Here is a 12,531-nt window from a genome sequence, read left to right on the forward strand (position 1 = left end):
TGCGACGCGCCTGACAGCGCTAGCAGCCTCGACAGTGCAACACGGCGCCCCTATCGCCTCCCCAAGTTCTCCAAGGGATTTGCCAACCGATGACCACCGCCAGCAGCGTTCTCGATCGTGTCCTCGTGCTCGAAATGGTGCGCGTCACCGAAGCCGCGGCGATCGCCGCGTCGAGCCTCGTCGGGCGCGGCGACGAGAAGGCGGCCGATCATGTCGCGGTCGAGGCGATGCGCGAAGCACTCAACTCGCTCTACATGGACGGCACCGTGGTGATCGGCGAGGGCGAGCGCGACGAGGCACCGATGCTCTATATCGGCGAGAAGGTCGGCAGCGCGATCGGCACTGGTCCCAAGATCGATATCGCGCTCGATCCGCTGGAGGGCACCACGATCTGCGCCAAGGCAGGTCCGAACGCGCTCGCGGTGCTCGCCGTCGCCGAACATGGCGGGCTGCTCAACGCCCCCGACGTCTATATGGACAAGATCGCCGTCGGCCCCGGCTATCCCGAGGGCGTGATCGATCTCGCCAAGTCGCCGACTGACAACGTCAAGGCACTCGCCGCGGCCAAGGGCGTCGAGCCCAACGAGATCATCGTCTGCGTGCTCGATCGCCCGCGCCACGAGAAGATGATCGCCGAGCTGCGCGCGATCGGCTGCGGTATCGTGCTGATCGGCGACGGCGACGTCGCCGGCGTGATCGCCACCACCAATCCCGACACCACGATCGACATGTACATGGGCTCGGGCGGCGCGCCCGAGGGCGTGCTCGCCTGCGCGGCGCTGCGCTGCGTCGGCGGCCAGTTCAAGGGACGGCTGGTGTTCCGCAACGATGATGAGCGCGCCCGTGCGCGGAAGTGGGGGATCGAGGATCTCGACAAGATCTACGACCTCACCGATCTCGCCCGGGGCGACTGCATCTTCGCGGCGACCGGCGTCACCGACGGCTCGTTGCTCGAAGGTGTCAAGCGCGTCCGCGGCAAGATGACCACCGAGAGCGTCGTGATGCGCGCCAGTTCGGGCACCGTTCGCTGGGTCAAGGGCGAGCACCGGCTGGATTGATCCCCAAAGCTCCCCTTCCTTTCAGGGAGGGGAATTTAGCTTGGCGCGCTTGCCCCTCCATCCCTAGCGCCGTACCCCTCCCCCCGGGCATCATTCGGAGGGACTACATGCGCGCATTGATGGGTTTCGTGGCATTGGCAGCCTTGGCCGCCCCTCTCGCGGCGCATGCCCAGCCTGCACCGCAAGCCCCGCAGGCTGCTGCCTTCACGTATGAAGAAGTGATGGTCCCGATGCGCGACGGGGCGAAGCTCCAGACCGTCATCCTCCGACCCACCGGCAAGACCGGCAAGCTGCCGATCCTCCTCCAGCGCACCCCCTATGGCGTTCCCGGCCAGGCGCCCGCCAGCGTCCCCGCATCGATGCGCTTCCTGATGGAGGACGGGTACATCCTCGTCTTCCAGAACATGCGCGGCCAGTTCAAGTCGGACGGCGACTTCACCATGTCGATGGCGCTCGACGCCAAGGGCGCTAAGGGCGTCGATGAAGCGACCGACGCGTACGACACCGTCGATTGGCTGGTGAAGAAGCTCCCCGGCAACAACGGCAAGGTGGGCATGTGGGGCGTCTCCTATCCCGGCTATGCCTCGGCAGTGGCGCTGGCCCGGCCGCACCCGGCGCTCAAGGCCGTCAGTCCGCAGGCCGCGTGGAACGACTGGTGGATCAACGACGATCTCCACCGCTACGGCGCTGCGCGGCTGTCCTACCTCACTGACTGGCTGTTCAGCCTGCAGAACAACGACCAGGGCGACGATTTCGACTATGGCGGCAAGACCCCGGTCGACACCTATGATTGGTTCCTCAAGCTTGGTCCGATCGCCAATCTCGACACGCTCTATTTCAAGGGGTCGGTGCCGCAATTCACTGCGATGATCGAGCATCCCGATTACGACGATTTCTGGAAGCGCCAGCGCTGGACCGACAGGCTCGGCCGCACCACCGTCCCGACGCTCCACGTCGCCGGCTTCTGGGACCAGGAGGACCCCTTGGGCACCTGGAAGATCTACGAGAAGATGGAAGCCAACGACCCCGACGGGCTCAACATGATCGTCGGTGGTCCCTGGGCGCATGGAACGTGGCACTCGCCGGGCACCGATGTCGGTTACCTTAAGCACGGCAAGGAAAGCGGCACCGATTTCATGCGCGACATCGAAGCGCCATTCTTCGCGCACTGGCTCCACGGCAAGGGCGTCAAGCCGGGGTTCGAGGCGAAGATGTTCCAGAGCGGTTCCTGGGAGTGGAAGAGCTATCCCAAATGGCCCGCGCCGGGCACCACACTGACCAATCTCTATCTCCAGCCCGACGGCACGCTATCCTTCACTGCGCCCACCGATGCCGGCCAGTGCCGCGAATACGTCTCGGACCCCGCCAACCCGGTGCCCTTCCGCGAGCGCCCGATCTCGCGCACCTACCCGTCACAGGAATGGCGCTGGTGGGAAGCCGCCGACCAGCGCTTCGTCGACCACCGCCCGGACGTGCTCAGCTACACCAGCGCGCCGCTCGACGCTGACCTCACCGTCACTGGTGACATCGCGGCCAAGCTGATGGCCTCGACTTCGGGCACCGACAGCGACTTCGTCGTCAAGCTGATCGACGTGCTGCCGGACGATTACGAACCAGCGCGTCCCGGCACGATCGGCGAATATCCACGCACGCTCAACGGCTACCAGTTCCCGATCGCGATGGAGGTCCGCCGGGGCCGCTATCTGCAAAGCTATGAAAAGGCGACACCGCTCACGCCCAATAAAGTGGTGCCCTGGGACGTGGCGCTGCGCGATCACGATCATGTCTTCAAGAAGGGCCATCGGATCATGGTCCAGGTCCAGTCGAGCTGGTTCCCGGTGATCGACCGCAACCCGCAGAAGTTCGTGCCCAATATCTACAAGGCAGCGCCCGAAGACTTCGTCAAAGCCACCCAGCGCGTCTGCGGCGGATCGCTGATCGCATTGCCGGTGGCCAGATAGCCGCGCGCCGCGTCGCTTTATTGTTTCGAAGCGCGACGCGGCCCTCTAACATCGGCGCAACGGAGGGACAGATGGGCATTTTCGATTTTCTCTCGAACCAGTTCGTCGACGTCATCGATTGGGTGGACGAGCCGGGCACGCTCGCGATCCGCTATCCGATGGAGAAGCGCGAGATCCAGAACGGCGCGCAGCTGACCGTCCGCGCCGGCCAGACCGCGCTCTTCTACAACGAAGGCGAGCTCGCCGATGCCTTCGTCCCCGGGCTCTATACGCTCGAGACCGGCAACCTGCCCGTGCTCACTGCGCTGATGAACTGGGACAAGGGCTTCAATTCCCCCTTCAAGGCCGATGTCTATTTCTTCAGCCAGAAGGAGCAGACCGGGCTCAAATGGGGCACGCAGCAGCCGATCACGGTGCGCGACAAGGAATTCGGCCCGCTGCGCGTCCGCGCGTTCGGCTCCTATTCGTTCCGCGTCGAGAGCGTCTCGACCTTCGCGATCAAGATGATGGGCTCGCTCGAGAAGCTGACCGTCGCCGATCTGGAGCCGCAGCTGCGCGGCACGATCGCCACCGCGATCGCCTCGGCGCTCGGCACCGGCGAGATCGCGTTCCTCGACCTCGCCGCCAACCAGACCGTGCTATCCGAGAAGCTCAAGGCCGCGGTCGAGCCGGCGTTCGCGCAATGGGGCCTGAGCTGCACCAGCTTCTTCATCGAGAGCCTGTCGCTGCCCGAGGAGGTCCAGGCGCATCTCGACAAAGCGAGCTCGATGCGCGTCGTTGGCGACCTCGACCGCTTCGTCCGCTTCCAGAGCGCGCAAGCGATCGAGACCGCGGCGGGCCAGTCGGGCGGAGTAGCGGGTGCCGGGGCGGGGATGGCCGCGGGCATGGCGATCGGCCAGAGCATGGCCGGCGGGATCGGCGCGCCGGCCGCGCCCGCCGCCGCCCCGGGCGAGGACGCATATGCGCAGATCGAGAAGCTCCACAAATTGGTGACGATCGGCGCGATCACCCAGGAGGAGTTCGACGCCAAGAAGGCCGAGTTGCTGGGCCGTATCCGCTGAACGCATGAGCCTCCATCTCCCCTGTCCCAATTGCGGCGCGGACGTCGTGTTCCGCTCGCCGGCGCTGCCCAACCGCGTCTGCGACTATTGCCGCTCGATGCTGGTGCGCAGCGATGCCGGGGTGGCCAGGGTCGGCGAAGTCGCGGCGCTGCCGTTCGACGTCAGCCCAGTGCAGATCGGCATGCGCGGAAGCGCCGACGGCAAGGGCTTCGAAGTCATCGGTCGCGTCCGCTGGGCATGGACGGACGGATCGTGGAACGAATGGCTGTTGCTGTTCGAAGACGGGAGCAACGCCTGGCTCGGCGAGGCGATGGGCCAGTTCATGCTGCTGTGGGAACGCCCGTTCGCAAAGATCCGCAGCCGCTATCTGCGCGACATCGCCGGAGGCCGCGACGCGATCGTCGGCAACGAAGTCCAGATCGACAACGAGAAGATGGTCATAGCCGATGCGCGGGAGGTGGTCTGCATCGCCGCCGAAGGCGAACTGCCCTTCACCGCCATGCCCGATTGGCGACTCTACAGCGTCGATCTGCGCGGCCGGCAGGGCGAATGCGCGACGCTCCAGCGCGACGGCGCGGAGGCGAGCTTCTATCAGGGCCGCTATGTGACGCTCGCCGAGCTTGCCCCACGTGGGCTGCGCGCAATCGAAGGCTGGGCGCTCCCCGCTTATGCAGCCTGAGCCCGTGGCCCCGCCCGCCCCCGCGGCGCGCGCGCTGACCTGCCCGGCATGCGGCGGCGGCGTCGAGTTGCGCGCGGCGGGCTATACCGTCCATGTCGCGTGCCAATATTGCGGCTCGATCCTCGACGTCACCGATCCGCAGGTGAAGCTGGTCACCCAATACCACCATCAGGCCGCCCAGCTCGAAATCCCCCTCGGCACGCGCGGGGCACTGCGCGGCGTCGAATGGGAAGCGATCGGTTATCTCCGGCGCTCCGAGAACGGCACTTATGGCTGGGAAGAATATCTGCTGTTCAACCCCTATCATGGCTATCGCTGGCTGGTGAAAGTGCGCGGCGGCTGGAGCCTGGGCGAGGCGCTGACGGTCACGCCCGACTGGATCTCCTACGATACGCTCGCAATCGGCCCGGAGGCCTATTCGCATTTTTTCGCCGACGGCGAGGCGCAGGTCGATTACGTACTCGGCGAATTCTATTGGCGCGTCGCAGTGGGCGAGCGCGTCAAGACCGGCGACTGGGTCCGACCCGGGGCGATGCTGTCGCGCGAGGAAAACGCGCAGGAAGTAAGCTGGACGCGCAACGAATTGCTGCCGGCGAAGGAGATGCGGAAGGCGTTCGGCGTTGAACCGCCGCGCAAGATCTGGCCGCCGCTGCCGCACCAGCCCTCGCCTTACGGCGCGTGGCTCAAGACCGGGCTAGCGATCGGCGCGGCAGCCTTCGCGTTCCTGCTAGTAATGGCGGTGCTGTTCGGCGGCACCGGCTGGTCCGCCGCGGGCAGCTTCCCGATCGCCGCCGACGGCCGCGAGCAGAGCGCAACGCTCGGCCCGGTCACGCTGACCAACCGCTACCAGAAGGTCGAACTGCGCGCCGAGGTACCCCGGCTCGAAAATGGCTGGCTCGACATCGACTATCGCCTCGTCGATCGCGCGACGCAGCAGGCGTACGAGGCCTATGGCGCGGCCGAGCGCTATTCGGGCTATGATTCGGACGGGGCGTGGAACGAGGGCTCGCGCCGCTCGACCGTGTCGATCGCCAGCGTGCCCGCGGGCAGCTACGACCTGATCGTCGACTACAAGGGCAATCGCTGGTCCGGCGCGAGCAGCTCGAGCAGCGACAGCGGCTGGATGGACGCAGGCAACCAGCCCGAGGTCCAGGTCGAGATGCGCCAGGGCCGGATCTACGGCTCGAACCTGTTCATCGCACTGCTGCTGATCGCATTGCCGCTGCTGTTCGCGCTGATCGCACACGCCACCTTCGAAACCGCGCGCAAGAACGAAAGCGACTTCGCTTCCACGGGCGACGATGACGAGGACGACGAATGAGCACGCGAACCTTCCTCTACGCGCTCTGGTGCCTCGGCGTAGCGGGGTTGTTCATGCTGGGCAGCGTCTATGCCTGGTCGCCCTTTGCCGAAGGCAGTCGCGCGCGCCCGCAGACCGGCGGCGTCTTCGTCGGCCCAACCCACAAATAGGAGGATCCTTATGGTGACCAGCCTGCCTGCCGTGCTCAGCACCCTGCTCTATTCGGCGATCGGCATCGTCGTGTTCGTGATCGGATTCGTGGTCCTCGACCTGCTCACGCCCGGGAAACTGTGGGAAGAAATCGGGCAAAAGCAGAATGTTGCGGTTGCCATCTTCGCCGGCGCGGGGGCAATCGGGCTCGCGATCATCGTTGCCGCCGCGATACATGGCTGAGGCCGACCCGGCGCGACCAAAACCCAGAGCGTCCGCGCCCGCCGCGGCGCTGCTTGCGTCCGCCTTCGTCGTATCGACCTGCGGGCTGATCTACGAGCTGCTGGCGAGCACGCTGGCGAGCTATCTGCTCGGGGACAGCGTCACGCAGTTTTCCACCGTCATCGGCAGCTATCTGTTCGCGATGGGCGTAGGCAGCTGGTGCTCGCGCTATGTCCGGAAGGACGAGCTGCGGCTTTTCGTCCGCGTCGAGCTGCTGATCGCCTTACTCGGCGGCTGTTCGGCGGCGGCGCTGTTCCTGCTCTTCCCGGTGGTCGACCATTTCCGGGTGGCGCTCTACGGGCTCGTCCTCGCGATCGGCTTCCTCGTCGGGCTCGAAATCCCGTTGCTGATCCGCATCCTGCGCGGCTTCGACTTCCGCGAGACCGTGTCGAACGTGCTCACCTTCGACTATGTCGGCGCGCTGGTCGCCTCACTGCTCTTCCCGCTGCTGCTGATGCCGCATCTCGGCATGATCAGGACCGGCTTCCTGTTCGGCATCTTCAACGCCGCGGTAGCCCTAGCGGTGCTGTTCGCGCTGCCGCGGACTGCGCGGTACCGGAGCGAGAAGGTCGCGTCGCTGCTGGTACTGCTCGTCCTTGGTGCGGGCTTCGTCGCATCGGACCGGCTCCAGCGCTGGGCCGAAGTTGCGAGCTATGGCGAGCCGGTGATCTATGCGACGAGCACCAGGTTCCAGCGCATCGTCCTCACGCGGCGTGACGACGATGTCCGGCTGTACCTCAACGGCAACCTGCAATTCTCGTCGCGCGACGAATATCGCTACCACGAGGTGCTGGTGCACCCCGCGCTCGGCCGGGTCGCCAATCCGCGCAACGTGCTGATCATGGGCGGCGGCGACGGGCTCGCGGCGCGCGAAGTGCTCAAGAACAAGGCCGTGCAGCACCTGACGCTGGTCGACCTCGACGGCGAGATGACCAGCCTGTTTTCGCGCACCGCGATGCTCGCCAAGCTCAACGGCGGGTCGCTCACCGATCCCCGGATGACCGTGATCAACGCCGACGGCTTCCGCTGGGCGCGCGAAGCCACGGGAAAGTACGACGCGATCATCGTCGATTTCCCCGATCCGGTCGATTATTCGGTCGGCAAGCTCTACACCGAGACCTTCTATCGCGCCGCGCGCAAGCTGCTCGCGCCCGGTGGCATGATGGCGATCCAGAGCACGTCGCCGCTCGTCGCACCGCGCGCCTATTGGACTGTCGCCACCACGCTCGAAGCCGCCGGGCTCCAAACCCGCGGCTACCACGTCTATGTGCCGAGCTTCGGCGAATGGGGCTTCTTCCTTGCCGCCAACGGCCCGATCCCGGAACAGGGAAACATCCCGCCCGGACGCTTCCTTACCGCGACGATCGACCAAAGGCTGTTCGACTTCCCGCCCGACATGGCGCGGCGACCGACCTCGGTGAATCGGCTCGACAACCAGGTTCTCGTCCGCGAGTTTGCCGACGCGTGGGACAAATATGAAGGCTGACCGTCGCGCGGTGCTCGGCCTCGGCGCCGCAGCGGTCGCAGCCGGCGGCGGCGGGCTCGCCTATGCGCTGGGTCATGCGCCGCTGCCTGCGGGGACGCTGGGCGGCGCCGACATGGCGCGCGGCCACCGGCTGCGCGACGGCAATTTCCCCGCGCCAAGCCGCGAGGAGCAGGTTGACCTTGTCATCGCAGGCGGCGGCGTTGCGGGGCTCTCGGCGGGCTGGCGGCTGCGCGACGCGGGATATGACCAATTCCAGCTGCTCGAGCTTGAGGATCATGTCGGCGGCAATGCCCGCAGCGGGCGCAACGCCGTCTCGGCCTATCCGCTCGGTGCGCACTACCTCCCCGTCGCCAATCGCGAGGCCAAGGCGCTCCAGCACCTGCTGCGCCAGCTCGGCATGATCACCAGCGACACCGACGGCGTCCCGGTCTACGATCCCGAGCAGCTCTGCGCCGACTTGCAGGAGCGCATCTTCTGGCAAGGGCGCTGGCAGGAGGGCCTGATCCCGCGCACCGGCATCACCACGCAGGACCGCGCCGACCTCACCGCGTTCGAGACCACGATGGCCGGCTATTCGAAGCGCGTCGGCAGTGACGGCAAGCCTGCCTTCGCGGTGCCGATGGCATACAGTTCGCGCGACGCCGATCTGACGGCGCTAGACACGCTGAGCTTCGCCGCCTGGCTCGACCAGAACGGCTGGCGCTCGCCCGTATTGCGCGCGCATGTCCGCTACGCGATGCGCGACGATTACGGCACCGAGCCGGGCGAGGTCTCTGCCTGGGCCGGAATCCATTATTTCGCCAGCCGCCGCGGCTGGGCCGCCGGGAACAGCGGCGACAACGAGCTCACCTGGCCCGAAGGCAATGGCAGGCTCATCACCTGCATCGCCGGTTTCTTCCCCGATCGCATCGCCGCCGGGCGGATCGTCCACCGCGTCGCGCGCGAGGGCGACCGGGTCCTGGTCGACAGCTTCGACACCGCCGCCAACGCCACCGTCCGCACCCGCGCGCGTGCCGCGATCCTGGCGATGCCCCACTTCGTCGCCGCACGCGTTTGCGACGATGTCGGCGGTGCGAAGGACTTCAGCTACGCCCCCTGGCTGGTCGCCAACGTCACCGTCGACCGCCTGCCGCGCGGCCGCGGCGTGCCGCTCGCCTGGGACAATGTGTCGAGCACCAGCGAATCGCTCGGCTATGTCGTCGCGACGCACCAGGGGCCCGACGCGATCCGCACCGGGAGCGTGCTCACCTGGTATCTGCCGTTGTCGACGATGACGCCAGCCGCGGCCCGCCGCCTGCTCGTCGCGCGCCCTGCGGACGAATGGAAGCGCATCGTCCGCGACGACCTGCTCGCGATGCACCCCGAGCTCGACGGCGCGATCGCCCGGATCGACTTGTGGCGCTGGGGCCATGCGATGGCGCGTCCGACTCCCGGCTTCCTGTGGCGCGGCGAGGCGCTCCAGCCCGAACCACCGCTGTTCCTCGCCCATTCGGACCTCAGCGGCCTGTCACTGTTCGAGGAAGCGCACTATCACGGCGTCCGCGCCGCCGAGGCCGCGATGACGCTGTTCGGCCATGACCATGAGAGCCTGTTGTGAGCGACGCTTATCGCGGCCACCATCTGATCGCCGACTTGCACGACGCGGCGCATCTGACCGACGTCGCGCATGTCGAGCGCTGCCTGATCGACGCCGCCGCCGCCGCGGGCGCGACCCTGCTCGAGGTGCGGCTGCACAGCTTCGGCCCCGGCCAGGGCGTGACCGGCATGGCGATGCTCGCCGAATCGCACATCTCGATCCACACCTGGCCCGAATATGGCAGCGCCTGCATCGACCTGTTCCTGTGCGGACGACGCCACGATCTCGATGCAGCACTGGACACGATCGTCGCGCGGCTCGAAGCCCGGGTGGCCAAGCGCACGCTGCTGACGCGCGATCTGGGGAGTTAAGCGCCCTATTGTTCCCCGGCTACCGCCACGGCAGGCCGCGCCAGGAACCGGCTATACGCCCAGCTTATCCCGATCAGCACGACACCCAATGCCAGGAACGACAGGATGCGCAGCACGCCGTCCAGCGCCGCGGCATCGACCAGGAACACCTTGAACGTTACCAGCGTCAGCAGCGCCAGCCCGGCGATGCGTAGATCGTAGACGCTCGCCGTAATCCCGCGCCACAGCCAGAACAACGCCACGCCGAGCAACGCGGCCGAATAGCCGCCATTTTCAAGTGTGCTGATCGGCCCAATGAGCACGCTGCCATGCGTCGCCTGGCGCACCGCTACCATTGCCGCGGCAATGGTGAGCAGCGCCGCCCCGGCGCGCGCGGCCGAATGCCTGGGCAGGGTCCACAACCAGAACGCCGCCAGCGCGGCGTGGAGCACTGCCGCGTTGAACAGCGGGAACGGCCCAACCTGTTGCAGCACGATCGCCGGGTTGAGCAGCAGCAGGTCGAACCACACCAGCCGCACCAGCCCGAGCCCGAGCAGCACGCTCGCCAGCGACGGCAGCCGGCCGCTGCGGAGCAGATACCAGCCTGCCGCGAGGCACGCCTGGGTCAGCATCACGCGCTCGACGAAACCGAAGGTGACGAAGCGCTCGGGCGTGCCGATCGCCAGCACCTGCTTGGCAAGCGCATAGACCAGCAGGATGCCCACCCCGATCGCGATGCTCCCGACAAAACGCCGCGCCCGGCCGAGCATGCGCGGGTCGAGCATCGTCGCGAGCAGCGCCGCGGTCGGCAGCGCCAGCGCGCGGAACAGATCGGCGAGCGGCGGGATGTGCAGCCAGGGTAACTGGTCGCCGGCGAGCGACGTCGAGGTCAGTTCGATCAGCCCGCCCAACGGCGACCAGGCCGCGACCAAGGCGGCGAGATAGGGCAGCGCCGGCAGCACGAACAACGACGGCGCCCTTGCCAGCCGCGCCCAGGCGGTGAGCCCGAGCACCACCAGCGCCAGCGGCACGCCGAGCCAGGCATCGGGGACGAACTGCGCCAGCCCGAGCGCCGCCAGCAGTCCGGCGACGAGGCTCGCCGCCGTGAGGATCGGATCGTCGGTCTCGCTCTTGTGCCGCCAGGCGAGATACGCCGCACCCGCCGCAGCGAGCAGGTCGAGCGCGCCCCATGCCGCCGACGCAAGCAGCGACGGCGCGCAGAGCTGCGCGACCAGCAGCGGTCCCGCGGTGCCGCCCAGCGCGAGCGCCGCCCAGCCCCTGCCGCGCGCCGTCAGCGCGTGGCCGGGCAGCGCGAACAGCAAGGTCGCGATCAGCGCCGCGATCGGCGTAGCGGCGCGCTCGGGCTGGAGCAGCGCCAAGCCTTCGAGCGCGAGCAGGAAGCCGAGCGCGGCCAGCGCGGCGGGCAGATAGAGCGCCTGGCGCCACGACAGGAACAGCGCGGCGGCGGCGAGAACGAGGTAGAAGCTCCAGGCAAGCGCGCCGAAATCGAGCGACGGCGCCAGCGCGAGCAACTGGACGAACCCGGCGACCAGAGGCGCAAGCCGAAGCCACGGGTTGCGGGTACCGGTCGCCGGCAGCGCCGCGCTGGCGCAGGCGGCGAGCAACATCGTGAACGCGCCGACCGCCGACAAATCGCCTTCGCGCCCTGCGAGCGCGACGATCAGGAAGTTGATCCAGCCGAACCCGGCGATGCTCGCGGCAAGCGCCAGCCAACCCCAGCCGCGATGGATGGCGAGCCCGAACAGCGCGGAAATGAACAGCGCCAGATAGACGAGCAGCGGCGCGATCCCGGCGGCGTCGAACCCGGCGACGAGCGGCGCGACGAACCCGCCGATCAGCGCCATCACTGCGGTCGGCGGGCCGTGGCGCAGCGCCAGCCCCATCGCCGCAGCGGTGACCAACACGACCAGCACGAACGCGGTCAGCGGCGCAATCAGGTGATATAGCGCTGCCGCCATGTAGAGCGTGCCGTACAGGCTGGCCACGCCCGCACCGGCGAGCACCTGTGCGACGCGCGGATCCTCGGCAGTGGCGGGAAAGCGCCACGCCGCCTCGCTCGCGGCGATCAGCACCAGACCGAACAGCGCGGCGAGGATCGTCCGCGTACCCGGCCCGAGCAGCCCGCTCTCAATCGAATAGCGCACCAGAAACACCCCGGCGAGGACAAGCGCCGCGCCGCCGATCCAGATCGGCAGGCGCCCGCCGATCAGCAATTCGAGGTTGAGCGGCGCGCGCTCCGGGGCATCGACCGGCGCGGTGCGTGCTGGTGCCGGCGGTGCCTCCGCCGCACGTGCGTGGATGCGCTCAGCCGCGACAACGCGCGCCGGGGGCCGGGCGTCCTCGCGCATGGGTTCGGCAGCGGGCGCGGCTGGCGCTGGCGCGACCAGCGGCGACGCGGCGCGTGCCTGGCGATCCTCGAGCCGCGCCACGAGTGACTCGACGCGGCGCAACTCCTGTTCCACAATCGTCAGGCGACGCAGGACTCCGAAGAAGGCCGCGCCGACACCAAGGGCAAGCAGGAGGGTGAAAGCCGTCACTGATGTCTCCTTGGCACAGCGGTTCCGCGCTGTCGTGGCAAACTAGGTGTTCCCCGGGTCCGGAGTGCCA

General features: G+C 67.7%; 11 protein-coding genes. 10 read left to right on the forward strand and 1 reads right to left on the reverse strand.

Features of this window, described 5'->3' with window-relative positions:
- Positions 1 to 89: 89 nt before the first annotated feature.
- The 10 genes from glpX (at position 90) to speD (ending at position 9,924) form a co-directional block, all read left to right on the forward strand.
- Positions 90 to 1,058 carry a class II fructose-bisphosphatase gene (gene glpX / locus RZN05_RS12380; protein WP_317226913.1) on the forward strand — a complete coding sequence of 323 codons (969 nt, stop codon included), beginning with the start codon at positions 90 to 92 and terminating at the stop codon, positions 1,056 to 1,058.
- Between the two features lie 143 nt (positions 1,059 to 1,201).
- A complete protein-coding gene (locus RZN05_RS12385) occupies positions 1,202 to 3,019 on the forward strand; it encodes a CocE/NonD family hydrolase (RefSeq protein WP_317226914.1) in 1,818 nt (605 codons plus the stop codon).
- Between the two features lie 71 nt (positions 3,020 to 3,090).
- Positions 3,091 to 4,080 (forward strand): SPFH domain-containing protein, encoded by a 990-nt coding sequence (locus RZN05_RS12390; protein WP_317226915.1) that lies wholly within the window; start codon positions 3,091 to 3,093, stop codon positions 4,078 to 4,080.
- 4 nt (positions 4,081 to 4,084) lie between these two features.
- Positions 4,085 to 4,759: a DUF4178 domain-containing protein gene (locus RZN05_RS12395; RefSeq protein WP_317226916.1), complete on the forward strand. Its 675-nt coding sequence runs from the start codon at positions 4,085 to 4,087 to the stop codon at positions 4,757 to 4,759.
- Positions 4,760 to 4,763: 4 nt separating this feature from the next.
- Positions 4,764 to 6,080: a DUF4178 domain-containing protein gene (locus RZN05_RS12400; protein ID WP_317226917.1), complete on the forward strand. Its 1,317-nt coding sequence runs from the start codon at positions 4,764 to 4,766 to the stop codon at positions 6,078 to 6,080.
- Complete coding sequence (locus RZN05_RS12405; protein WP_317226918.1) at positions 6,077 to 6,229, forward strand: hypothetical protein; 153 nt, start codon at positions 6,077 to 6,079, stop codon at positions 6,227 to 6,229. The genes RZN05_RS12400 and RZN05_RS12405 overlap by 4 nt, the downstream gene beginning before the upstream one ends.
- A 10-nt stretch (positions 6,230 to 6,239) precedes the next feature.
- Complete coding sequence (locus RZN05_RS12410; RefSeq protein ID WP_077510302.1) at positions 6,240 to 6,452, forward strand: DUF350 domain-containing protein; 213 nt, start codon at positions 6,240 to 6,242, stop codon at positions 6,450 to 6,452.
- Complete coding sequence (locus tag RZN05_RS12415; RefSeq protein ID WP_317226919.1) at positions 6,445 to 7,977, forward strand: polyamine aminopropyltransferase; 1,533 nt, start codon at positions 6,445 to 6,447, stop codon at positions 7,975 to 7,977. Before RZN05_RS12410 ends, RZN05_RS12415 begins: the two co-directional genes overlap by 8 nt.
- Positions 7,967 to 9,574 (forward strand): flavin monoamine oxidase family protein, encoded by a 1,608-nt coding sequence (locus RZN05_RS12420; RefSeq protein WP_317226920.1) that lies wholly within the window; start codon positions 7,967 to 7,969, stop codon positions 9,572 to 9,574. Before RZN05_RS12415 ends, RZN05_RS12420 begins: the two co-directional genes overlap by 11 nt.
- Positions 9,571 to 9,924, forward strand: a complete 354-nt coding sequence (gene speD, locus RZN05_RS12425; RefSeq protein ID WP_317226921.1) for an adenosylmethionine decarboxylase — start codon at positions 9,571 to 9,573, stop codon at positions 9,922 to 9,924. Before RZN05_RS12420 ends, speD begins: the two co-directional genes overlap by 4 nt.
- Positions 9,925 to 9,929: 5 nt before the next feature.
- On the opposite strand, the gene RZN05_RS12430 is transcribed toward speD, so the two are convergent.
- Complete coding sequence (locus RZN05_RS12430) at positions 9,930 to 12,461, reverse strand: DUF2339 domain-containing protein (RefSeq protein ID WP_317226922.1); 2,532 nt, start codon at positions 12,459 to 12,461, stop codon at positions 9,930 to 9,932.
- Between the last annotated feature and the right edge of the window lie 70 nt (positions 12,462 to 12,531).

It is taken from the genome of Sphingomonas sp. HF-S4 (assembly GCF_032911445.1).
Taxonomy (GTDB): Bacteria; Pseudomonadota; Alphaproteobacteria; order Sphingomonadales; family Sphingomonadaceae; genus Sphingomonas; species Sphingomonas agrestis.